Source organism: Bacteroidota bacterium (assembly GCA_016194975.1).
Classification (GTDB): domain Bacteria; phylum Bacteroidota; class Bacteroidia; order Palsa-965; family Palsa-965.
Genome location: JACQAM010000004.1, coordinates 41,757 through 65,180, shown reverse-complemented (window position 1 = coordinate 65,180; position 23,424 = coordinate 41,757). Strand labels below are relative to the sequence as shown.

Genomic DNA, 23,424 nt, shown 5'->3' with positions numbered 1-23,424 from the left:
GTTGTTACTTTTATTCTGATCAAACCCTATGAGAAAAAGTTTCGCCCTGTTATTTATTTTTTTCTGCGTACATCTTTCTGCACAGAATTATTCTCCTTTTGTTTTTTCGCAGACGAGCGTTTACCAGCGGGGGATCATTTACAATTTCAATTCCACACCTACGTATTACCACATGTTCCGGGCAGATACGATGTACACGCAGGGAACAGATACCATTTACCGGAATTACCGCACGTTTGATTACACGAATATGTATTGCGCGAGTACGCACGACACGAATGTCGTTGCAGATAAAGTGGTTTTGCGGAACAATGGAGATCTTCTCTTTTTCAATGCGGGGAATGATACGATACTGGTTAAAAGAAATGCATCGGTCGGCGACGCCTGGCATCTTTTCAATTTTCCAAATGGAGATTACCTGGAGGCGACACTGAGTTCTATTTCTTTTCAGAATGTGGTCACCGCGATGGACAGTGTAAAAATTATTTCCCTGCAGGCAAAGAATTCATCGGGAAACAACATCAATAATATTTTCAATGGGAACGAAATATGGCTGAGTAAAGATCACGGGCTGGCAAAATTCTACACCACGCTCGATTTCCCCAATGACGTTACAGAATTCACGCTCGCGGGTATGAACGCAGCGGGCACGCCGGCACTCACGCACGATTTCATTTACAATTTCAATGTTGGTGATGATTTTCAGTGGACCGGCGGATGGAACCAGATGATGTCGGGTTCCTTCAACGATTACAAAGAGTGGAAAGTGATCTCAAAATACATCAGTGCAAATTCCGATACCACCATTTACAAATTTGATGAAATGCACCTTGAGAAATTTTACCAGTACACGCCCAATTACGACAGCACCATTACTTTCATTCACGATACCGTTACACAATATGTAATCGTTTCGCTAAAGGATTACATCGATTCACTCACGTATTCTCCGTTGTTCACTCCATTCTCCGGCGCCGGTTATGCGCTGCAATACATTGACACCACTTATCATTCGAGATTGAAAAAAAGAGTTGATCCGTATTATTTCGGAAATTCCACTGACACGTGCGTTTATTATCCGGTTGGATTGTGCGTTTCCGAAGAGAGCACCTACGCTGCCGGACTTGGCCTCATTAAAATAACGAATGATGATCCAACGTGGTGTTATCACGAAGACATGAACTGGTTTCAGAAAAATCCTGAACAATGGGGAACACCTTTCGACTGGAGCGTGCTGCTCGGAACCAATGAAATTTCAATTCATAAAAATAATATTCATGTATATCCTGTTCCTGCAACCGGTGTGATCAATATTTCTTTCGACGGAAGTACAACAAATTCTATTTATGAACTTGAAAATGTTTTCGGTGAAAGAGTAGCAACAGGAATTGTTCCGGGAAATAATTTTCCGCTTGATATTTCTACACTGGCAAATGGAACTTATTTTATTACGATCATCAACTCGCAGGGAAAAACAACGCTTCGTTTTGTGAAATGAAAATTCATTCGCATGAAAAAAAATTTACTCTTCATTTTCCTGTTCGTTTCCATCTGCATTTCTGCGCAGAATTACAATGCTTATGTTCCCGGTAGAACTGCATTCTTTCTCCTGCATGATTATTCCACGCAATATCATGTTCAGTCCATTCGGCCCGATACCTCTTTCACACTGGGAAATTTTACCTGCTACACCGATTACCGGCGCGATATTGCCAATTTTCTTTCCATGGGTTGTCTTTACATAAGCGACACCGGCTGGGCAGGAAAAAATATTTTTCAGTTGAGCAACGGAAAAACCTGTTTTGTAAGTTCAGCCGGCGACAGCATCTGGTTTTTTCCTTCGGCGGCCAATGGACAGGACGGATTCATTGTTCCATTCCAGAATGGCGACACGCTTCACGGAAATATTATTTCTGTTGCGCAGCAGAATATTATCGGCGTTCCCGATTCTGTAAAAACAATGCAACTGCAATTGCGTGATGCTGCCGGAAATCCGATCGCATCGCTCTTCAACGGAAAATATATTCAGTCGGCAAAAGATCATGGAATGATCCTCGGTTACAACTGGCGCGATTTTCCCAATGACACAAATGCGTATCGTCTCGCAGGAATGACCAATCCGCAGGAAGGAATTAGAATTGTGACGGCTGCGGATATTTTTAATTTCAACATCGGCGACCAGTTTGATTTTCTTATCGCAAGTAATACAGATGCTACACAATTTCCGAATTTGGATCAATGGTACACGCGAGTTGTTATTGCAAAAAATATTTCTGCCAACAACGATACGATCACTTACACATTCAATGAAAATTATTGCAGGAAGATGGGGAACGTCATCCAGGGCCAGCACATGAATCAAGCGGTGAATGTCACTTACATTTTATCGCAGCTCGACAGCCTGAATTATTTTCCTGATCAACCCATCGAATTGGTGAACCCGCCGGATACTGCTGCCGGATTTTTCGAATGGAAATATCCTGATTTTCCTTACAATAATTCTTTGTACAACGGCCGGATGCAAAAAGAATTCGCGGACCGCGCGTGGGGATGGGGATATAATTCTGCCGATCATTGTTTTGATTTTACTGTGTATCCTGATATGTGTGACGGGATCGATATGACATTTGCAGATGGTGTAGGACAAGTGGCAGGGCACGATGGATCTGCAACTTGTTTTCTCGATTATTATTTACTTTATTTTTCAAAAGGAACAGAAACATGGGGAACTCCCAACGACTGGTCGGTGATCCTGGGTGAAAAAGAAATTAATTTTATTCATGCTAAAGCGTGGCCCGATCCGGCGATTGACATTCTGAATATCGATTTTGGTTTTCCTGTGAATGCGGCGATATCGTACCAGATAACTGATTTAAGCGGCCGCTTATTAAACGAAGGTATTTTTTCTGCCAATGGGAACGTTATACAAGTGCCTGTAAACGAACTCCCGGCAGGATTGTATATCTTTAAAGGAGTGATAAACGGGCAGCAAATTGTTCTGAAATTCGCCCATTGAAAACACGATGGCACAGGGTTTGAAGTTATACCATCAAACGCTATTGAATCATGAAACGCATCCTCATTTTCCCGCTACTCTTCGGATTGTTTCCCTGCATTTCAAATGCACAGGACGCAACTACGTATCGTAAAATTTCCAACATCGCTTTCAAGCGCGGTGAAGAATTGAAATATCGCGTGCATTACGGCGCAGTAAATGCCGGTGAAGCGATACTCAATGTGAATTACGATGATAAAGTCATCAACGATCGTCATACACTTCACGTTGTCGGAACGGGTGAATCCAAAGGCGGATTCGATTGGTTTTTCAAAGTGCGTGATCGTTATGAATCGTATATGGATGAAGATGCGCTCATGCCGTGGCTTTTTCTGCGCAATGTGGATGAAGGCGGATTCAAGATCAAACAGAATCAAACCTATGATCACAACGGCGGAAAAGTAAATTCCAATGGGAAATCGCTCACCGTTCCGAAATATATCCAGGATATGCTTTCTGCATTTTATTATGCGCGTACTATGGATTTTTCAAAAGCGAAAAAAGGAGATCTCTTCGAAGTGAAAACTTTTATTGACGATGAAATTTGGGATCTCAAAATAAAATATCTCGGCAAAGAATCCATCGACTCCGATCTCGGCCAGATCAATTGTCTTAAATTTTGTCCGGTCGTTCAGAAGGGGCGCGTGTTTAAAAGCGAAGACGATCTCCGGCTCTGGATCAGCGACGACAGCGATCATGTTCCCGTGCGCGCAGAAGGAGAAATTCTCGTTGGCTCCATCAAACTTGATCTGATGTCCACCAGCGGATTGTATTCCTCGCTGAACATGGTGAAATAAGAGTACGAAATACGAAAATGCTACTAAAAGTTACGTAATACAGATGAATACAAAATCTGTGTTCCCCAATAGATTTTTTCCCGAATTAATTCAGGATTTCGTATTTCGTACTCCCTGATAATTATCATTTGCCATTGACCATCTTATTTCCGTATTTTGAAATCGTTTAATAAAATTCCAATGACCGATTTCAAGAAAGAACACCTCGACACGTTAAAGAAAATTGAAGAGAAGTACGAAGCACTCGGACAGGATGCGGGATCTTTCCTGAAAGGATTTTCTTATCAGAAACCCGTTACGTACTGGGATTACGTTCAGCTCGAAACTTTATTGTCGCTGCAGCGCCCGCGCACGGATTATCCCGATGAAACTATTTTCATCATGTATCACCAGGTGACGGAACTTATTTTAAAACTCATTGTGCATGAGCTCGAGCAGGTGGTGAATGCAGAGGAGATCACAATGGATTTTTTTCAGACGAAGATCGAACGTGTGAATCGTTATGCCGGAATTCTAACTGCTTCTTTCAGCGTGATGCGTGAAGGAATGGATTACGATCAGTACAATGAATTCCGTCTCGCACTCGCGCCCGCAAGCGGATTCCAGAGTGTACAGTTCCGTTTCATAGAACTGATGTGTACCGATATTTTATTGTTGTTGAATCATCGTGTGAAGAATAAAATAGAGAATGATTCTGATCTTGATAAAATTTTTGGAGAATTGTATTGGAAAGACGCAGGACTCGACCGGAAAACCGGCGAAAAAACACAGACGCTGATTCTCTTCGAAGAAAAATATGAAAATGCGCTCAAGTTCACGGCAGAGAAAATGAAGAACCGGAATGTGTACCGGAAATTTCTTGCGATGAATGGAGAAAAGAAATCGCTCGAAAAAGCGTTACGCGATTTCGATCATACTTACAACGTGGTGTGGCCGCTGGCTCATTTGAAAACTGCCGAGCATTACCTCGAATCAGGCGGGCTCGTGAAACCGGCAACCGGTGGAAGTGAATGGAAAAAATACCTGCATCCTTCGCATCAACGCCGAATATTTTTCCCGGAATTGTGGACTACTGATGAGCTGAAGAACTGGGGAAATTTCTGAAAAGATTTTTTCTTTTCATAGCCCATTATCATTGTGCGAGGCCGCTTTTCATTTCCTACATTTGTAAGAGTACCTCGTTGTGCAAAGCAACTGCCCCGCTTACGCAACGTCTTTCATTCACACACTCTTCCCATGTTGCGCTGTATTTTCTGCATTTTTATTTTTCTGTTTTTTCTTCCGGGAAATATTTTTGCATTCACACTCAGCGGAAAACTCACCGATACAAAAGGAGAACCGCTGCCCTACGGAGCCATTTATGTGAAGGGAACTTCCAAAGGAACCACCAGCAACGACAAAGGATTTTATTCACTCGATCTTGATCCGGGAAAATATACCGTCATCTTCCAGGTCATCGGTTACAACCAGAAACAATTTGATGTCGATCTCACGACTGCAAATAAATCACTCGACGTGCAACTCAGTGCGAATTCTGTTACGCTGAAAGAAGCCGTGGTTACTGATGGAGAAGATCCCGCTTACGCAGTGATCCGGAATGCGATTAAAAAAAGAAAATATTATCTCGAACAAGTGGATGCTTTTTCCTGTGATGTTTACATCAAAGGGTTGCAACGTGTGACTGAACATCCCGATAAAATTATGGGAATGGAAGTGGATGTGGATGGCGATATCGATTCTGTTTCGGGAATAGTTTATCTCTCGGAATCGGTTTCGAAATTCAATTTCAAACGCACTGATCACATTAAAGAAGAAATGATCTCATCGAAAGTGAGTGGCGATAATAAAGCATTCAGCTACAACCGCGCTTCCGATATGCTTTTTAATTTTTACGAAAATCTCATCGAGATTGAAGATCTCAGCGAACGAGGTTTTGTTTCTCCTATTGCCGCTGATGCGATGCTGTTTTATAAATACCGGATGGTGGGAACGATCATTGAAAATGATTCCATCATCAATAAAATAGAAGTGATCCCTAAAAGAAAAACAGATCCCTGTTTCCGCGGATACATTTACATCGCCGAAAATTCCTGGCGCATTTATGAAACGGAATTATTTCTCACGAAAGATGCGCAGATCGATTTCGTGGATACACTCATGATCAACCAGACCTTCGTTCCCATTGAGAAAGATGTGTGGATGGTGTTCATGAATAAATTCACTTTCAATTTCGGATTCATGGGATTGAAAGGAAATGGATTTTTCGTGGGCGTGAACAGCAACTACATCATTGATCCCGATTTTCCGAAAAAATATTTCAGTAACGAAGAGATGCATGTGGATGATGAAGCGAATAAAAAAGATTCCGCTTATTGGGTACAAACACGCCCGGTTCCGCTTACGGATGAGGAGGCGCGTGATTATCACAAGCGCGATTCGCTCTTCAATATCCGGAATTCAAAAGCGTATCTCGATTCGGTGGACCGCAAACAGAATCGCCCGAAGGTGACGGATATTCTTTTTGCCGGTTATGCTTTTTCGAAACGCTACCATCACTACAGCTTAAGTGTTTCTCCTCTCGTACGCGCAGTGAGCTACAACACCGTGCAGGGCGTGCGCATTGGAACAGACATGAATTTTTTCAAGGATTGGGATAATAATAAATGGCTAAACATTGATCCTTCTTTTTCCTACGGCTGCGCCGATAAAAAAATTTACGCGGATGCGGAATGCTCGTACCTGTACAAGCCCGTGCGTTTCGCGCGCATCACGCTCGCGGGTGGAAGCGCCGCTACACAATTCAGCACGAAAGATCCGATACCTGTTTTTGTGAATACACTTTACACTTTACTCGAAAAAGAAAATTACATGAAGCTGTATTCGAAAGATTATGTGAATGTGAACTGGCATACGGAAGTAACCAATGGAGTGATGCTCACTTCCGAAATTGAATACGCCGATCGCAAACCGCTTTACAATACTTCGTATGATTACTGGGATCCGTATTCACTGATGAAAAATCCGTGGAAGGAAGAAAATGTGCTGGCGAATCGTCATTTCACTTCCAACGATCCGCTTCATCCCGACAATGAACTTTCTTCCGCATTCGATGCGCATCGCTCCTGCGATATTAATATCCAGATGACATTCCGATACAAACAGAAGTATTACACACGGCCGAATGAAAAAATAATTCTCGGTTCGAAGTATCCTACCTTCGGCATCCAGTACAAACGCGGAATTCCCGGCGTGTTCGGAAGTAAAACCGATTATGATTTTGTGAAAGTGAGTGTGCGCGACGAAGTGAACCTTAAACTTTTCGGAAAATTCAATTACTACATTGGCGCAGGAAAATTTCTTACAAAAAAATATTTACCCTTCATGGATTACTATCATTTCGTTGGCAACAGAACGATCTGGTCCACATTTCCGCAACAAAGTTTCCAGTTGCTCGATTATTATACTTATTCCACCAGCAACTGGTACCTCGAAGCGCATGCTGAAAATCATTTCGGTGGATTCATCTTCGACAAAATTCCATTTGTGAAGCGCCTTCATCTTTCTGAAGTGATCGGCGTGAATTATCTTGTTACCGATAAAGTTCCTTCGTATTATGAATTATATTTCGGTGCCGATAAACTCGGGCTCATCCGCGTCGATTTTGCGCTGGGCTATATGCAGAATGCAAAAGTGAGCGCCGGAATGAGAATTGGCGTGAGATTGAATTGAAAATTCTTCATTGGCAAAAAAATAATTCAACGATTAAATAATTCAAAAATGAAAAACAAAAAATTAGTACTGCAACTGCCTCTGTTTTTACTGCCGCTTTTTGCGAATGCCTACATCTATCCCACCTTCGATACACAACTACCGAACGGTTTGAAAGTGATCGTGTGTGAAAAACCGGGCTTGTCTGCCGGGCAGGCGGGAAACGGTTTTGCAGAAGTGGAAGTGTGGTACCGCGTGGGAAGCAAAGATGAAAAAGCCGGCATTCGCGGAATGGCACACATGTTTGAACACATGATGTTTCGAGGAACAACCAATGTTACCGGCGAACAATTGCTGGAAAAATTCGACAGCGTGGGCGCCGACTGGAATGCGTACACCACTTTCGACAGAACAGTTTATCATGAATATGTTCCTGTTTCTGCTGTGGATATGTCGCTTATGCTGGAAGCCGATCGTATGGCGAATCTGCATGTGACTCAGGAAATTTTAAATACGGAACGGCAAGTGGTGGGAGAAGAATACCGGAATGGAATGAGTAACTGGTACCAGAAAATGTCGCAGGATCGTTACGAAGCTTTGTATCCGGACGGACATCCTTACCAGTATGATGTGATCGGCCATCTCGACGAGATCGTGAATTTTACCGCGCCGCAATGCATGGATTTTTACAATAAATATTATTCGCCGAACAATGCATTTGTAATTGTTAGCGGCGATGTGAATCATGAAGAAGTTTTTGCAATGGCAAAAAAATATTTCGGCGTGATCACAAAACAACTTCCACTAACAGTTCCGGGCCCTTCTCCCGACCTGATGAATTTTCATGTGAAGATCACCGACATGGATCTGAATTATCCGCTGCAGGATTATTGTTATGCATTTCCACAACCTGCTGCCGGCGATAAGGATTATTTCGCTTACGATATGCTGATGTCACTTTTTTTTACAGATGAAAATTCCATTCTCAACGAACGCCTTGTGAAAAAAGATCACCTCGCGTATGCGGTCATACAGGCGAATGAACCGATGAGTTTGTATCCGTCCATGACGCAGTTTGATGTGTTCATGCCGCCTATGCCGGGAAATATAAAAGTGAAAAAAACGATCCGTGCAGAAATGGATTCAGTGATCGCAAATGGATTGCCGCAGGATAAAGTGGACGATTTTATTTCGAATATGAATGCGGCGAAAATCATGTCGGCGTATTCTGCTGCGGGAATTGCTGACGATCTCGGAATGGCGGAATATTATTTTCACGATTATCATAAAGCCGACACGATGGTGGATAGTTACAAAGCCGTTACACAGGATGACATCAAACGCGTGGCTGCACTTTATTTTTCGCCCGATCACGTGGACCTGATCAATATTAAACCGACGGAGTAAATTCTATTGTACGAACTACGAAACTCACGAATTACGAACTACGAAGTAAAACGAAAATTACGAATACGAATAACCACTCCATCAAAAATAATAACGTGCTGTATTAATTCCCGGAAATTGAAAAAGAAAATATTTCTCCTGTTGTTCCTTCTCTCGTCTGTGCGCACGTTCGCGCAGGATGTGCATGCTAACATGAATGTGGGTGAAGTGACGCAGGGAATGTTACTTGATAAGGGATGGAAATTTTTTCCGGGCGATGAACCTGCGTGGTCGCAACCGGAATACGATGACAGCGATTGGACCGCTGCGGTATCGTCATTGCCGACGATGGTTTCTCCGCCTGCAAAATTATTCAAAGGCAATGGATGGTTTCGTTTGCATTTCACAGTGGATACTTCCATGATGGGCAAGCCCATTGCGCTGGTGATGGTGATGATAGGCAGTGCGGATGTTTATCTCGATGGAAATCTCATTCAGCAATTCGGAATTCCAGGTGATAATATTTCGGAAGAAAAAGTTTACCACTCAAAAGGAACGGAACCGGTAATGGTGAATCTTGGAAAAAACAAAGAGCATCTTCTTGCCGTTCGCTATTCATCCTGGCACTTGTCGGAAAAAAAGGAGAATAAATTAGGTGATATTTCTCTGAACGGATTCAGTTGCAAGATCGCCGACTGGAAAGAAACGCGGATCGCTGAATTGAACACCGCCATGATGATGGGGCACTTATTCGGTTTCCTGCTCGGATTTTTTGCGGCGCTTTGTTTCCTGCACACATTTCTCTACATCTTCTATCGCAAGAACAGATCCAATCTTTACTACAGCGCTTTTTCACTCTGCATGTTCTGGATCTGTTTATCCACTGCAATAAAAATCTACAATCTGAATTCAGGAGAGGCAACGGCCGATAATACAGGTTCAATAGTTTTATTATTAATGCTGATCTCGCTCACAGGTTTTCTTTACTCGATTTTCTATGAGAAGATTCCTAAAATTTTCTGGGTGTTTACCGGCCTCTGTTTTGTGGCAATGATCCTGCGACTGATGTCATCGGAACTCGCCGGATTTCTTATGGTATTTATTTTCTTTTTTGCCGGGGTAGAATGTATTCGAGTGGTGATCCGCGGAATCATCAGGAAAACAGATGGCGCGTGGGTGATCGGAACAGGTGTGATTATTGCTGTGCTGTTTCCTATTTTGTGTGTTGTGATCAGTTTTGTTTTGCTTAAAGGCGGCAACATTTCCTTCGCTTTAACAAGCACGTTAGGACTGATCGTGCAGATCATGCTCGGCTCATCGGTGCTGAGTATTTCTGTTTCCATGTCTATTTATCTCGCACGACAGTTCGCACGGACGAATAAAGGATTGGAATTGCAGATGGTACAGGTAAAAGAACTTTCTGCAAAAACAATTGCGCAGGAACAGGAAAAGAAAAAAATTCTCGAATCGCAGAATGAAATTCTCGAATCGCAGGTAACCGAACGCACTGCCGAAGTGGTGCAACAGAAAAAAGAGATCGAGGAAAAAAGTGAGAAACTGCAGGAAGTTTACAAAGATATCCGCGACAGTATTCATTATGCAAAACGGATTCAGGAAGCCATGTTGCCCGCTGCAGAAATATGGAATAAAGCGTTGCCCGATTCTTTCATCCTGTTCAAACCAAAAGATATTGTGAGCGGCGATTTTTACTGGCTTGCAGAAACAAAAGAAAAAATATTTTTTGCAGCAGCTGATTGCACAGGTCATGGAGTTCCCGGCGCGTTCATGAGCATGCTCGCTTCTGAAAAATTACATGAAGCAGTGGAGATGAACGGAAATTCTTCGGGAATTCTTAAGCAGGTTAATCGTGGGATAAAAAAAGTTCTCCGCCAGTCGGAAAATGCAGCGCAGAAAAATAATGCCACATCACTCGATGTGAATGACGGAATGGATATTGCACTCTGTGCTTTGTCGAAAGAAAAAAATACACTGAATTATTCCGGTGCCAATCGCCCGCTGTGGATCGTAAGAAAGAACGGAGAGCTGGAAGAAATAAAAGCAACGAAAGCTCCCATTGGAGGAATGACCGATGATGAGCAGGAATTTGAAGGACACGATGTGATCATGAATCCGGGAGACACTGTTTACATTTTCAGCGATGGTTATGCCGACCAGTTCAGCAAAACAGAAAAAAAATTAATGACCAAACGTTTCCGCGAGATCATTCTATCGCTCGCCGGAAAAACAATGACAGAACAACGATCGTTCCTCGACACGTTCATCGAAAACTGGAAAGGTGACGTGGAACAAGTGGATGATATTTTAGTGATCGGAATTAAAACCTGAAAACAAATGAACATGAAAAAATTATTTTCTCTCCGGCTTGCTGTTATTCCGGCAATGATCTTCCTGCTTTCTGCAGGATCCATTCAGAAAAATCCTTTCCCGGAAATAACGCGCTACAAACTTCCGAACGGACTCGAAGTGATTTTTGCGCCTTACGGTTCATTGCCCGTTACGGATCTTACTTTCTTCATCAACGTGGGAAAGAAAAGTGAAACGCCCGGCCAACAGGGACTCGCCGAACTCACAGCGACTTCTTTGCTGATGGGCAATGACCAGTATTCGCGCATTGATGAAGATCGTTTGATGTACCGAATGGATGCGAATATTTCAGCGTCAGCCAATGAGAATTTTACGGAAGTGAACGGAGAATTTCTCAATGAAAATCTTGAAGACGGAATGAAACTTTTATCCGCCGTGCTTTTGCATCCTTCTTTTCCGCAGGCCGATGTGGATGAAGAAAAAGGTTTTACCATTTCGCAGAACAAACCGTCGAAGATGGATATAGGCGCGCTGGCAGACATGTATGGAAATTATTTCACGTACGGAATTGCCCATCCGCTCGGAAGGCATTTTTATGAAACACAATATTCAAAAGAAGGAATTTCCCAGATCAAAGAATTTTATTCTTTCAATTATACTCCGGGAAATACAAAATTGGTCGTGACCGGAAAGACAGACCAGGAACTGGTGAAAAAACTGATCGAACAGTATTTCGGAAAATGGAATGCTGCTTACGGAGAAGTGAATGGTTCGTCGTATGATATTCCACCGATCAAAACAAAAGAGTTTGCATTCATTCCGAAAGAAGGAGCGAAGCAGGCCTGCCTCGAATGGTTCAAGCGTGCGCCCGATGCGGGAAGCAAAGATATGCTGGCGTTCCGCCTGGCGAATGCAATTTTTTCTGATCGTCTCGGAAAAGATATCCGCGAGAAAAAAGGATTCACCTATGGAATTTACAGCACGTATTCCGAAACACAGAACGACGGAATTTTCCGTGCGAAAACGCAGATAAGAAATGAAGTGACGTACAACACGATAATGGCATACGATACGGTGCTGAGCAATCTTTTCAAAAATGGCGCGACTGATGCCGAGCTGAAAAAATTCAGGAACATGATGAAGACCGATATTCTTAATGTGGAAGAACCCTCTTCAATGGCATCGCTCATCAATCCGTGGGTGTACAAAGATTATGAGAAACGGAAAAATTATTTGGCAGATCTCGACGCGATCGATCTTGCAACGGTGAACAAAGCGATCAAAAAATATTTTACGCCCGATTGTTACAAGCTGATGATCGCCGGTGATGCAACAGATCTTGCAGATCAGCTCGCGAAAATTTCCGGATTGCAGAAGATGGCGTTGACGGATATTGAGAAGGATCAATAATGGGGAACTTCTTCCATTCAGCAACCGTGGTGTATGGAATTTGTTTGCGGAAGGATGCAGGAAGAAAATGTTCGTTGCCGGTGGAATAAAGAAACACGACGGAGGAATCGTATTTGTTTCTCTTTCTCATTGGGGATTTTGAAAGAGAAGATAATTGAAAACTCCTCTTCACAATTCGTTTCTCCTTATTTTGTATCTTTAGAATTATGAAAAGGAACGCAAGAGAAAAAATGCATATCCCACTTATCGTCGAAGTAGATGAGGATGGATTCTTCATCGTGTCTTGTCCGCTCTTTAAAGGATGTCACACTTACGGCAAAACAATTGATGAGGCGTTGGAAAATATAAGGGAAGTGGTGGAGATGTGTATTGACGAAGTGAAGCCAAAGAAAAAGGGCAAGAGCATTATTCCAATAAACCGTTTTGTTGGTTTCCGCGAGATCGAAGTGAAGGCAAGTTAATTTATGGGAACACATTTGCCAGCTATTTCGGGAAAGAATCTCATCAAAGTTTTACAACGGCATGGCTTTTCCGTGATCAGAGTTAACGGATCACATCATAGAATGTCGCATCCTGACGGAAGAGTAACCACCATTCCTGTTCACAAAAATGATGCGATTCCCAAAGGACTTCTGAGAAAAATAATCCGCGAAGATCTTCAGATGGAACTCGAAGAATTTCTGAAGATATTGTGAGTGATCGAATAATTTTGACTAACGGATGTTCTTGGAAAAATTTCGGGATTGAAGAAGATGGCGTTGACGGATTTGGAGGTTGATCAATAAATTAATTACAGATTACGTGATTACAAATTACAGATGGAGCTGTTTAAAGTTTTGGATTTATGAAAGCTGAGAGATAATTGTATATTAGAAGAAAATAGCAATGTCATATGCGAATTTTGGAATCCAGTTTTCTTAGCGGCGCAGGCGCAATTTTCCTTCTGGTCATTTTCCTTATAGTTGTTTTCGGTATTTTGCCAGCTTTGATTTCCAAAATTTCTGGAACTTCTATTAAAACAAAAGATTCTATTCTCGGAGGAAAAGGCAACGTTATAGCAACTCCTGATACCTTAGATGATCTTGGAAAAGGAGTTAGGGGAATTTTCGATAAAAAATATAAGATCAAGCAAGAAATACAACGAGAGTATAATGCCGAGTTACGAAAAAAGATTGCTCCTCTTGATAATAAGATAGTTTCAATAATTGTAGAAATGAGTTTAATAGATCTTAATAAGGATGGCGGAGAAATAAAACTTCGGAAGGAAAAAATATTGAAGGATCTCGAGGATAAAAAAACGGAACTGGTAAAGCAAAAAGATATCTTGGAAAGGGAAATTAAAATGAATTACGATAAGAAGCTTGGCGATATGAAATATCTATGATTGAAAAGACTGCAGTGTAATTCGATAATTAGCATCTTATTTAATAATATTATGTATTTGATTCTATAGTCAATAATAAAAAAAACAGAAGTATTTTTTCTCAAAGAGACTTCAAGGTTCCCCAAGTAAAAGGACTTTTGAAACACTGACCAACTTTCATAGCCCCGGCAGGCGGGAGCTCCGCCGACCAGATGACGGGACAGGTGGTAATTTGATGCACCGGGGTGCCGCTCCTCCAAATTGGCCTTCAACCCATTGTGATTTAAAGTAATTTAGCTGTAACTACCTGTGTAGTTCTCCGTCTTATGACTACACCAAGGGAGTGAAGTGCAACGTTACTTCAAGCCAAGCTGCCAATGACCGTAGAAGAATATAACCGCTGCGTCGATCTTTATTCTGACAACCTGTATCGTTTCATATTGAAAAATGTGAAGGATAAAGAAAAGGCGCAGGACATAGTACAGGACACGTATGAAAAATTGTGGATGAAAGTTTCGGAAACCGAATCGAAAAATGCGAAGTCGTACATGTTCACCACTGCATACAGAACGATGATCGATTACATACGAAAAGATAAACGCCAGGGAACGATGGATGAAGTGCCGATGATAGCGGTGTCGCACAACAAACAGTACAGCGACCTGAAAGAAATTCTGAATGAAGCGTTGAACAAATTGCCGGAAATACAAAAGTCTGTAGTGCTGCTCCGTGATTACGAAGGATACGCGTACGATGAAATAGGAGAAATAACAGGATTGACAGAATCGCAAGTGAAAGTTTATATTTTCCGGGCGAGGACGTTTTTGAAAAATTATATTGGATCGATAGAAAAAGTAGTCTAAAAAAATGCGCGCTGGCCTTCCCCCTTTGGGGGACCGAGGGGGCGGCGCTGGAAAAATGAAAATAACGCGCGAAAATTGTGAAGCATGGTTCCTCGATTATTACGAGGGAAATCTTTCGAAAGAAGGAGTGGAGGAAATGTTTGCGTTTCTCGTGATGAATCCCGATCTGAAAGAAATTTTTGACAGTTATGAAGATGTTTATTTCGACAACGACAACAAAATAAAATTTGAAGGCAAGGATGCGCTGAAGAAAGAAGTGCCGGCATCGAGCGAAGACGCGGTGTCAGAAACCAATTACCAGCAATGGTTCGTTGCTTTTCTCGAAGGAGAATTGAACACGGATGGAGTTGCGCAGGTGAATTTGTTCCTGGAAAAAAATCCGCACCTGCAGGGTGAAATGGAGTTGCTGAAGAAAACTATTCTCATTCCCGAAAAAGACGCTTCGGCTTCGCTCAGCTTAGAATGGAAGAATGCGTTGAAGAAATCCCTGCTCATTACAGAAGTAAATTTCGATGAGTATGCTGTGCTGGCGATGGATCAAGAACTCTCCATGGCAGAACTTGCTGCTTTCAGCGCGTATGTGAGTGCGCATCCGCAGGCGCGTGCGGGGAATGAAAAATTCCTCGCGACGAAACTTGTTGCCGATGAAAAAATTATTTTCGCAAATAAAAATTCGCTGAAGAAAAATGAGCGTGATCGCGGTGGATTTGTGTGGTGGAGAGAAGTGAGTTTTGCAGCAGCGGCAATGATCGTGTTGCTCGTTGGATTTTTTGTGTGGAGCAGAATGCAGAATGAAACTGCTCCGGGAAAAACAAACGTGATCGCGAAGAACGGGGATCATCACTCAAATCCTTCAGTACTCAAAAAAGATTCTGTTGTTGCGCCGGGCATCCATTCTCCTTCGAACAATTCGCAGATCGCCGTTGGGAATACGATTCATCCGAAAAATTCAGATCGTATCCTTGTGAAAAATATTTCGGCGAATGATAATAAAGAGAAAATTGTTTTTGCTGAAATTTCTCCGCGTTATTCCGGCAATGTGCTGAATGAAATTCCTGTGAAAAATTATTACGCCGATTATTCGGGCGTTTATTATGACGCGCCGCGGCAAAATATTCATCCGAATGCGGCGCCCGCTTCCAATGATATTTCAGTCGGACAATACGCGATGCGCTGGGTAAAAAATAAACTAGATCGCCGTTCAAATAATGAAACCAACGACGACCAGGATCACGACGATCTTTATGCGATGAATAAAAAAGACAAGACGACTACCGGAGATGTTACGGGTTTCGATCTCACGAGCAGTGCGCTCGACCGCGTGTCGTACGCAACAGGCGCCAATGTGCACCTTGCGAAGAATGATGACGGAACAGTTTTTACCGTGGGGAAATATGATGTGTTGCTGAACAGAAATTAATGTGCGGATGAATAAAAAAACCTGCCGGTAAAAGCAGGTTTTCAAAAAAAATAAATTCTGTTCTATGCGATGATCCAGGTTTTGTCGCCGGCAAGAATTTTATCGAGTGGCAATTTTCCTTTTTTAGCTGTTACCGCATTGATCTGCGCGGTAAGATCATCTTCGTAAGTAGGACGATCTTCAACATAGAATACGCCGAATGGACGCGGATTGTGCGGCTGCAATGAAACATCATCGAACAGGCCGGCGAGAATCATTGCTTTTGTTTTATCGCGCTCATCGTGAATCCAGAGATCATTTGCTGAAGCGCCATTGGAAATATCAACGATCACCGGTTTCAGTCCGTCGAGTTTAATTCCTTTCTCATTATTTTTTCCGAAGATCATCGGTTTGCCATGTTCAACGAAAATACATTCTTCCGCTTTGGTTTCTTTTTCTGTGTAAGGAGAAAAAGCTTCATCATTGAACACCGGGCAATTCTGGTAGATCTCTACAAAAGCAGTTCCCTTATGTTCATGCGCGCGTTTGTAAAGTACCTGCTGATGTTTTGTGTCGCGATCCATTGACCGTGCAACGAACGTTGCTTTTGCGCCGAGCGCAAGTTCGAGCGGATTGAATGGTTCGTCAACAGATCCGTACGGAGTGGATTTTGTATTTTTTCCTTTTTCTGATAATGGAGAATACTGTCCTTTGGTAAGTCCGTAGATCTGGTTATTGAACAGGAGATATTTAATGTTGAAATTCCTGCGCAATAAATGAATGAAGTGATTTCCTCCAATGGAAATAGAATCTCCGTCGCCAGAGATGAGCCACACATCCAATTCAGGATTTGTTGCTTTTACTCCCGATGCTACTGCTGCTGCACGTCCGTGAATACTATGAAAGCCATAGGTATTCATGTAATAGGTGAAGCGCGAAGAACAGCCGATACCGGAAATGAAAACGAAATTTTCCTGTTTCACATCGAGGTCGGGAAATATTTTCTGCACCTGGCTGAGGATCGCATAGTCGCCGCAACCGGGGCACCACTTCACATCCTGGTCAGAAGCAAAATCCTTTGCTGTTTTTTTCGGTACTGTGGTATTGATATCGCTCATCTTATTTGCTATTTAGAGTTTCAATGATCTTAGCTTTTAATTCATCCACTGCAAATGGCAATCCCTGCACTTTGCTGTAATTCATTGCGGGAATAAGATATTTTGCGCGCACTAATGAACAAAGTTGTCCCATGTTCATTTCAGGCACAAGTACTTTATCAAATCCTTTCAGCAATTCACCGAGATTTTTCGGGAACGGATTTACCCAGCGAAGATGAACGTGCGCCACATCATGCCCTTCTTCGAGTAATTCCATCACAGCAGTTTTGATCGCGCCATATGTCGATCCCCATCCGAGAACACAGATCTTCGCTTTCTCTTTTCCGGAATCTACTTTCGCAGCGGGAATAAAATCGGCGATGCGTTCCACTTTCTTCGCGCGCAGGTGCGTCATCTTCTCGTGATTTTTCGAATCATAAGAAACGTTTCCGGTCTCATCCTGTTTCTCGAGTCCGCCAATGCGATGCTGCAGGCCGGGAGTTCCTGGCTTCGTGCGCGGACGAACAAATCTGTCGTCGCGTTTGTAAGGAAGAAATGTTCCGCCGGGATTATTATTTTCTGTAACGAATTTGCAATCGATCGGCATTAAAGAATCTGCGCTTGGGAATTTCCACGGCTCAGATCCATTTGCAACATAACCATCACTCAGAAAAATTACCGGCGTCATGTGTTCCAATGCAACTTTAGCTGCTTCATATACTGCCTGGAAACAATCGGCAGGAGAAGAAGCGGAAATAACAGGCATCGGAGATTCTCCGTGACGGCCATAGATCGCTTGCATAAGATCCGACTGTTCTGTTTTCGTTGGTAAACCTGTTGATGGTCCGCCGCGTTGCACATTGATAACAACAATTGGAGTTTCAGTTATTACGGCTAATCCCATTGCTTCTCCTTTGAGCGCAATGCCGGGGCCCGAAGAAGTTGTCACACCAAGCGCACCTGCATAAGAAGCGCCGATCGCTGAACATATTGCTGCGATTTCATCTTCCGCCTGGAAAGTTTTCACTCCGTTTCCGCGGTATTTTGAAAGTTCATGCAGGATATCGGACGCAGGTGTGATAGGATATGATCCGAGAAATAATTGAATGCCGGCTTTTTCTGCTGCGCAGATCAATCCAATAGCTGTTGCGTGATTTCCTGTGATCTGGCGATAAACACCGGCAGGAAGTTTTGCAACATCAACTTTGAATCGTGTCGTGAAAATTTCAGTATTGTCTCCGAAATTCCATCCCGATTTCAACGCGGTGATATTCGCATTCATGATATCAGGTTTCTTTCCGAATTTCTCCTTGATGAAACCGATCGTGTAATCCATCGATTTGTCGAACATCCAGAAAAGAAGTCCGAGCACGAACATATTTTTCGAACGCTCAATTTCTTTATTGCTCAATCCGCTTCCGGCGAGTGCTTCCTTGGTGAATTTGGTGACGTCAATTTTGTAAACGATAAAATCATCTGTCGAACCGTCTTCAAGCGGATTTACTCCTTCTGGATAATGCGCGAGGTTGAGATTCTTCTTGTCAAATCCTGCTGTATTAGCAATGAGGATCCCGCCTTTTTTCAGTTTATGAATATCAGTTTTGAGCGCAGCGGAATTCATTGCCACCAGCACATCATACATATCGCCGGGCGTATAAATTTCCTTACTTCCGAAATTCACCTGGAATCCGGATACGCCTGCGACCGTACCGATAGGGGCGCGGATTTCCGCAGGGAATTCTGGAAACGTACTCAGGTCTTGCCCGAGAAAGGCAGAAGTATCTGTGAATTGAGTTCCGGTAAGTTGCATTCCATCGCCGGAGTCACCGGAAAATCGAACAACCACATTTTCAGCTTCTCTTGTCTGAACGACTTTTTCGGATTTTTTTTCCAAGGTGTCCATAATTTTTTTTGAATTACTTAAGGATGTAATGACGCTTTCTTTTCCAACAACTCATCTTTCGATTCTACGTGTGCCTCGTCAGGAAGACAACAATCTACAGGGCAAACGGAAGCACACTGAGGTTCGTCGTGAAATCCAACGCACTCTGTACACTTATCAGTAATGATGTAATAAAAATCGGCAGAAACGGCAGGTTGTTCTGAATTCGCATCTGCAGTGAGGCCACTTTTTGCAGTGAAATTACCGGTGAGTTCAGTTTTATAAGAAAACTGCCAGTTTGCACCGGGTTCATAAATTGCACCATTCGGACATTCCGGCTCACACGCTCCGCAATTGATGCATTCTTCTGTGATTTTGATCGCCATAACTATGTTTTTTTTAAATGGAAGAAAAGATTTTGCTGTAAAAGTATACGAAGTTAGTTATTAAAAAGTAATATTTGTTGCACTTTTTCCTGTGCATATTTGTTTATCAAAACAGGTATTTCCGTTCTTTGTACCACCAATCAGTACATTAAAAATTTTATGGGAGCAGGGTCACTTATTCTTTTAATTCTTTGCGGAATTGCATTCGCAGGCGGTGGAATTCTTTTGTCGAAAGTTTTGGCTAAGTCGTCGAAGAATGTGGTAAAAGGAGAAGCTTACGAGTGCGGAATTGAACCCACGGGAACCAATTGGATACAGTTCAATGTGGGGTATTATCTTTTTGCGCTGATATTCCTGGTGTTCGATGTGGAAATGATTTACATGTATCCCTGGGCTGTTGTGGTAAAACATATCGGGATGACTGCTTTCGTTGAAATAATTATTTTCATTGCCATTCTTTTTCTCGGACTTTTGTACGCTTGGAAAAAAGGTGCTTTGAAATGGATGTAATTTTGTGTAAATTAATACCAAGATAGATTGAGATGAGCGACAAGAATAAAATTGAATTTCCCGGCGAAGTTCATCCTACAGAGGGAGGCGGGATATTAGTGACGAAGCTGGATGATGTAATCAACTGGGCACGTTCAAATTCATTATGGCCTCTTGTATTCGGAACGAGTTGTTGCGCAATCGAAATGATGTCGGCGGCAGATGCAAAATACGATTGGTCGCGATTTGGATTTGAAGTGGCACGTGCTACTCCCCGACAAGCTGATCTTATTATTGTTGCAGGAACGATCGTGATGAAGATGGCTCCCGTGCTGAAAAGATTATACGACCAGATGCCCGATCCGAAATATGTTATCGCAATGGGCGCATGTACGATCTCCGGCGGACCATTTTTTTACAATACGTATTCCGTTGTCAAAGGAGTTGATCACGTTATTCCTGTTGACGTTTATATTCCCGGATGTCCTCCGCGTCCCGAAGCTTTGTTGCACGCGATGATCACACTCCAGGAAAAAATAAAACGCGAACCCTATTTCAGGAAAGTAAAACAAAAAGAAGAATGAACAGGGAAGAATTGAAAGCTGCTTTACTTGAATTATGTCCTTCCGTTATTTTTGATGAGACCGGCGAATTTCTGAACGCTGAAATTCCGAATGATGAGTTCCATTCTTTTATGAAATCACTTCGTGAAAAAAATAATTTCTGCTTCGATTCTCTTTTCTGCCTCACTTGTGTTGACTGGAAAACGCATTTCACAATGGTCTATCATTTACTTTCACGCGAACACAAACATCAGTTGGTGGTGAAAGTAAAATTGACCGATCGTGATCACGCAGAAGTGGAAACAGTTTGCGATATCTGGAAGACCGCGGAATTTCATGAGCGCGAAGTTTTTGATCTCTTCGGAGTGAAATTCAGAAATCATCCTGATCTGCGCAGATTATTCCTTGATGACAACTGGCCCGGATTTCCATTGCGGAAAGATTATACGGACATAAATATGATCGAACTGTGAAACTGCTGGGAGAAGATCAGGTCACTGAAGAAGGCGAGTTCATTGTGAACATAGGCCCGCAGCATCCTTCTACACACGGTGTGTTGCATCTGAAAGTCTGGCTCGACGGAGAAACGATCAAACATATTCAACCGCATCTCGGATACATTCACCGCTCGATCGAAAAAATGAGCGAAGCATTATCCTATAGAAATTTTATTTTCGCAACAAGCCGGATGGATTATTTATCCGCGCACATGAATAATGAAGCGTGTGCGCTCGCAGTAGAAAAAGGATTGGCGCTCGAAGTTCCTGAACGTGTTAAAGTGATCCGCACGATCATGTCGGAACTTACGCGATTGTCATCACATCAATTATGGTGGGGATGTACAGGACTCGATCTCGGCGCAGTCACGCCATTCTTCTTCGCCTTCCGCGACCGTGAAGCGATCAATGCGATAATGGAAGAAACTTGTGGCGCACGACTCACGCAGAATTACATGGTGCCCGGCGGAGTAATGTTCGATCTGCATCCGAATTTTGTGAAGCGCACAAAAGAGACGATCAATGAAATAAAAAAGAATCTCCACGAATACGATGAACTGCTCACGGGAAATATAATTTTTGAAAATCGCACCAAAGGCGTTGGTTATCTTTCGAAAGAAGATGCGATCTCCTTCGGCGTTACCGGCCCTACCGCGCGCGCATCGGGCGTGAGTTGCGATGTGAGAAAATGGTTTCCTTACAGCGCCTACGATAAAGTTCAGTTCGAAGAGATCATCGCTACAGGTGGAGATTGTTACGCGCGATACATGGCGAGGATGGAAGAGATGAAACAATCTGTTTCCATCATCGAACAACTTATTGATAATATTCCCGAAGGAGATTTCCAGGCGAAAACAAAAGCAGTACTCAAATTACCGAAAGGAGAATTTTATCAGCGGGTTGAAACCGCGCGCGGCGAACTCGGAGTTTATCTCGTGAGTGATGGCGCTGCTTCTCCTTACAGGGTAAAATACCGTTCACCGGGATTCAGTAATCTTTCCGCTCTTGCAACAATGGCAGAAGGAACCAAGATCGGCGACCTCGTTGCGATCATGGCGACAATTGATCTCGTAATTCCGGATATTGACAGATGATGGCGAACTTCATAACACTCATTAGTTTTTCCGGATTGACCGGGCGCATTCATCACTGGCTGCAGGAAATTCTGCCTTCAAGTCCGAGGATCGTTTCATTGACAGAAATGGTGCTCACCGGAATTTGTCTTCTTGTTTTTCTCGTGCTGCTTAGTTTTTTTCTCGGTTACATGGAAAGAAAAGTTGCCGCATTCATGCAGCTTCGCCGCGGACCGAATCGCGTGGGGCCGAAAGGAACATTGCAGATCATCGCAGATACGGTGAAACTTCTTTTCAAGGAAGGACTCACGCCAACTGCCTCCGACAAATTTCTTTTCAATCTCGCGCCGTTCATCGTTGTTATTGCTTCCATGCTCGTGTGTGCGCCGCTTGCGTTCGCGCGAGATTTTCAGATCTGGGACATCAACATCGGCGTGTTTTATATTTCTGCAGTTTCATCGATTTCCGTAATAGGAATTCTCATGGCGGGATGGTCGAGCTTCAATAAATATTCTTTACTCGGCGCCATGCGCAGCGGAGCGCAGATCGTGAGTTATGAATTGTCAATAGGACTTTCGCTCATCACCATTGTTATTCTTGCGGGAAGTTTAAGAATTTCCGACATCGTAACGAGCCAGAGCGACGGCTGGTGGATCTTCAAAGGACATTTACCGGTGATCATCTCCTTCATTATTTTCATTGTCGCTTCTACCGCGGAGATCAATCGCGCGCCATTCGATCTTACTGAAGCCGAACAGGAATTGACAGGTGGATTTCATACCGAATATTCCGGAATGAAATTCGCGATGTTCCTTTTATCAGAGTACATTAATTTATTCGTCGTGTCTGCGATCGCCGCAACACTTTTTCTCGGTGGATGGATGCCGCTGCATTTCGGGAAACTGGAATCGTTCAATCACATCATGGATTATATTCCCGGATCGATCTGGTTTCTGGGGAAAACATTTTTTATCATTTTCATCATCATGTGGTTCCGCTGGACATTCCCGCGATTGAGAATTGATCAGCTGCTGAATCTTGAGTGGAAATATTTACTTCCGATCTCGATGGTGAATGTTCTGCTGGTTACGTTAATGGCAATAATGGGTTGGTATTTTTAAAAAAATAAAA

The 23,424-nt window shown here is 42.9% G+C and carries 22 protein-coding genes; 19 read left to right on the top strand and 3 right to left on the bottom strand.

Going from position 1 to position 23,424, the window contains the following annotated elements; genetic code table 11:
- Positions 1-28 precede the first annotated feature (28 nt).
- The 14 genes from HY064_02265 to HY064_02200 all read left to right on the top strand — a co-directional run bounded on the left by HY064_02265 (position 29) and on the right by HY064_02200 (position 16,327).
- The gene (locus HY064_02265) at positions 29-1,498 is read left to right on the top strand and encodes a T9SS type A sorting domain-containing protein (protein ID MBI3509459.1); all 1,470 of its coding nucleotides are present in this window, start codon (positions 29-31) and stop codon (positions 1,496-1,498) included.
- A 12-nt stretch (positions 1,499-1,510) separates the two neighbouring features.
- On the top strand, positions 1,511-3,016 hold the full coding sequence (locus tag HY064_02260) for a T9SS type A sorting domain-containing protein (protein MBI3509458.1): 1,506 nt from the start codon (positions 1,511-1,513) through the stop codon (positions 3,014-3,016).
- A gap of 50 nt (positions 3,017-3,066) precedes the next feature.
- Complete coding sequence (locus HY064_02255) at positions 3,067-3,852, top strand: DUF3108 domain-containing protein (protein ID MBI3509457.1); 786 nt, start codon at positions 3,067-3,069, stop codon at positions 3,850-3,852.
- 180 nt (positions 3,853-4,032) lie between these two features.
- On the top strand, positions 4,033-4,956 hold the full coding sequence (locus HY064_02250; GenBank protein ID MBI3509456.1) for a tryptophan 2,3-dioxygenase: 924 nt from the start codon (positions 4,033-4,035) through the stop codon (positions 4,954-4,956).
- 132 nt (positions 4,957-5,088) lie between these two features.
- The gene (locus HY064_02245; protein MBI3509455.1) at positions 5,089-7,581 is read left to right on the top strand and encodes a carboxypeptidase-like regulatory domain-containing protein; all 2,493 of its coding nucleotides are present in this window, start codon (positions 5,089-5,091) and stop codon (positions 7,579-7,581) included.
- A 48-nt stretch (positions 7,582-7,629) separates the two neighbouring features.
- The gene (locus tag HY064_02240) at positions 7,630-8,967 is read left to right on the top strand and encodes an insulinase family protein (GenBank protein MBI3509454.1); all 1,338 of its coding nucleotides are present in this window, start codon (positions 7,630-7,632) and stop codon (positions 8,965-8,967) included.
- A 117-nt stretch (positions 8,968-9,084) separates the two neighbouring features.
- Positions 9,085-11,292 carry a SpoIIE family protein phosphatase gene (locus HY064_02235; protein ID MBI3509453.1) on the top strand — a complete coding sequence of 736 codons (2,208 nt, stop codon included), beginning with the start codon at positions 9,085-9,087 and terminating at the stop codon, positions 11,290-11,292.
- Positions 11,293-11,304: 12 nt separating this feature from the next.
- On the top strand, positions 11,305-12,681 hold the full coding sequence (locus HY064_02230) for an insulinase family protein (protein ID MBI3509452.1): 1,377 nt from the start codon (positions 11,305-11,307) through the stop codon (positions 12,679-12,681).
- Complete coding sequence (locus HY064_02225; protein ID MBI3509451.1) at positions 12,665-12,823, top strand: hypothetical protein; 159 nt, start codon at positions 12,665-12,667, stop codon at positions 12,821-12,823. The genes HY064_02230 and HY064_02225 overlap by 17 nt, the downstream gene beginning before the upstream one ends.
- Before the next feature lie 64 nt (positions 12,824-12,887).
- On the top strand, positions 12,888-13,142 hold the full coding sequence (locus HY064_02220; protein ID MBI3509450.1) for a type II toxin-antitoxin system HicB family antitoxin: 255 nt from the start codon (positions 12,888-12,890) through the stop codon (positions 13,140-13,142).
- Between the two features lie 3 nt (positions 13,143-13,145).
- Complete coding sequence (locus HY064_02215; GenBank protein MBI3509449.1) at positions 13,146-13,376, top strand: type II toxin-antitoxin system HicA family toxin; 231 nt, start codon at positions 13,146-13,148, stop codon at positions 13,374-13,376.
- Positions 13,377-13,582: 206 nt separating this feature from the next.
- Positions 13,583-14,065, top strand: coding sequence for a hypothetical protein (locus HY064_02210; protein ID MBI3509448.1), 483 nt, complete (start codon positions 13,583-13,585; stop codon positions 14,063-14,065).
- Between the two features lie 356 nt (positions 14,066-14,421).
- On the top strand, positions 14,422-14,907 hold the full coding sequence (locus tag HY064_02205) for an RNA polymerase sigma factor (GenBank protein MBI3509447.1): 486 nt from the start codon (positions 14,422-14,424) through the stop codon (positions 14,905-14,907).
- 55 nt (positions 14,908-14,962) lie between these two features.
- A complete protein-coding gene (locus tag HY064_02200) occupies positions 14,963-16,327 on the top strand; it encodes a hypothetical protein (protein ID MBI3509446.1) in 1,365 nt (454 codons plus the stop codon).
- 62 nt (positions 16,328-16,389) lie between these two features.
- On the opposite strand, the gene HY064_02195 is transcribed toward HY064_02200, so the two are convergent.
- Genes HY064_02195 through HY064_02185 form a run of 3 tightly spaced genes read right to left on the bottom strand, consistent with a single transcriptional unit; the run spans position 16,390 to position 19,671 of the window.
- The gene (locus HY064_02195) at positions 16,390-17,424 is read right to left on the bottom strand and encodes a 2-oxoacid:ferredoxin oxidoreductase subunit beta (GenBank protein MBI3509445.1); all 1,035 of its coding nucleotides are present in this window, start codon (positions 17,422-17,424) and stop codon (positions 16,390-16,392) included.
- A gap of 1 nt (position 17,425) precedes the next feature.
- On the bottom strand, positions 17,426-19,306 hold the full coding sequence (locus tag HY064_02190) for a 2-oxoacid:acceptor oxidoreductase subunit alpha (protein MBI3509444.1): 1,881 nt from the start codon (positions 19,304-19,306) through the stop codon (positions 17,426-17,428).
- A gap of 17 nt (positions 19,307-19,323) precedes the next feature.
- Positions 19,324-19,671, bottom strand: coding sequence for a 4Fe-4S dicluster domain-containing protein (locus HY064_02185; protein MBI3509443.1), 348 nt, complete (start codon positions 19,669-19,671; stop codon positions 19,324-19,326).
- 159 nt (positions 19,672-19,830) lie between these two features.
- On the opposite strand from HY064_02185, the gene HY064_02180 reads away from it, so the two are divergent.
- From HY064_02180 to nuoH, 5 genes are read left to right on the top strand one after another with little or no spacing between them, the layout of a single operon-like run.
- Positions 19,831-20,181, top strand: coding sequence for an NADH-quinone oxidoreductase subunit A (locus tag HY064_02180; protein MBI3509442.1), 351 nt, complete (start codon positions 19,831-19,833; stop codon positions 20,179-20,181).
- Between the two features lie 32 nt (positions 20,182-20,213).
- Positions 20,214-20,744 (top strand): NADH-quinone oxidoreductase subunit NuoB, encoded by a 531-nt coding sequence (nuoB, locus tag HY064_02175; GenBank protein MBI3509441.1) that lies wholly within the window; start codon positions 20,214-20,216, stop codon positions 20,742-20,744.
- Positions 20,741-21,196 carry an NADH-quinone oxidoreductase subunit C gene (locus HY064_02170; protein MBI3509440.1) on the top strand — a complete coding sequence of 152 codons (456 nt, stop codon included), beginning with the start codon at positions 20,741-20,743 and terminating at the stop codon, positions 21,194-21,196. The genes nuoB and HY064_02170 overlap by 4 nt, the downstream gene beginning before the upstream one ends.
- A 50-nt stretch (positions 21,197-21,246) precedes the next feature.
- The gene (locus tag HY064_02165) at positions 21,247-22,314 is read left to right on the top strand and encodes an NADH-quinone oxidoreductase subunit D (protein ID MBI3509439.1); all 1,068 of its coding nucleotides are present in this window, start codon (positions 21,247-21,249) and stop codon (positions 22,312-22,314) included.
- Positions 22,314-23,414 carry an NADH-quinone oxidoreductase subunit NuoH gene (nuoH, locus tag HY064_02160; GenBank protein ID MBI3509438.1) on the top strand — a complete coding sequence of 367 codons (1,101 nt, stop codon included), beginning with the start codon at positions 22,314-22,316 and terminating at the stop codon, positions 23,412-23,414. Before HY064_02165 ends, nuoH begins: the two co-directional genes overlap by 1 nt.
- Positions 23,415-23,424: the final 10 nt, after the last annotated feature.

Bases quoted from the DNA above. Each gene is read 5' to 3' on its own strand.
- HY064_02265 (MBI3509459.1), top strand. From the start codon at position 29: ATGAGAAAAAGTTTCGCCCTGTTATTTATTTTTTTCTGCGTACATCTT.
- HY064_02260 (MBI3509458.1), top strand. From the start codon at position 1,511: ATGAAAAAAAATTTACTCTTCATTTTCCTGTTCGTTTCCATCTGCATT.
- HY064_02255 (MBI3509457.1), top strand. From the start codon at position 3,067: ATGAAACGCATCCTCATTTTCCCGCTACTCTTCGGATTGTTTCCCTGC.
- HY064_02250 (MBI3509456.1), top strand. From the start codon at position 4,033: ATGACCGATTTCAAGAAAGAACACCTCGACACGTTAAAGAAAATTGAA.
- HY064_02245 (MBI3509455.1), top strand. From the start codon at position 5,089: ATGTTGCGCTGTATTTTCTGCATTTTTATTTTTCTGTTTTTTCTTCCG.
- HY064_02240 (MBI3509454.1), top strand. From the start codon at position 7,630: ATGAAAAACAAAAAATTAGTACTGCAACTGCCTCTGTTTTTACTGCCG.
- HY064_02230 (MBI3509452.1), top strand. From the start codon at position 11,305: ATGAAAAAATTATTTTCTCTCCGGCTTGCTGTTATTCCGGCAATGATC.
- HY064_02220 (MBI3509450.1), top strand. From the start codon at position 12,888: ATGAAAAGGAACGCAAGAGAAAAAATGCATATCCCACTTATCGTCGAA.
- HY064_02215 (MBI3509449.1), top strand. From the start codon at position 13,146: ATGGGAACACATTTGCCAGCTATTTCGGGAAAGAATCTCATCAAAGTT.
- HY064_02205 (MBI3509447.1), top strand. From the start codon at position 14,422: ATGACCGTAGAAGAATATAACCGCTGCGTCGATCTTTATTCTGACAAC.
- HY064_02200 (MBI3509446.1), top strand. From the start codon at position 14,963: ATGAAAATAACGCGCGAAAATTGTGAAGCATGGTTCCTCGATTATTAC.
- HY064_02195 (MBI3509445.1), bottom strand. From the start codon at position 17,424: ATGAGCGATATCAATACCACAGTACCGAAAAAAACAGCAAAGGATTTT.
- HY064_02190 (MBI3509444.1), bottom strand. From the start codon at position 19,306: ATGGACACCTTGGAAAAAAAATCCGAAAAAGTCGTTCAGACAAGAGAA.
- HY064_02185 (MBI3509443.1), bottom strand. From the start codon at position 19,671: ATGGCGATCAAAATCACAGAAGAATGCATCAATTGCGGAGCGTGTGAG.
- HY064_02180 (MBI3509442.1), top strand. From the start codon at position 19,831: ATGGGAGCAGGGTCACTTATTCTTTTAATTCTTTGCGGAATTGCATTC.
- nuoB (MBI3509441.1), top strand. From the start codon at position 20,214: ATGAGCGACAAGAATAAAATTGAATTTCCCGGCGAAGTTCATCCTACA.
- HY064_02170 (MBI3509440.1), top strand. From the start codon at position 20,741: ATGAACAGGGAAGAATTGAAAGCTGCTTTACTTGAATTATGTCCTTCC.
- nuoH (MBI3509438.1), top strand. From the start codon at position 22,314: ATGGCGAACTTCATAACACTCATTAGTTTTTCCGGATTGACCGGGCGC.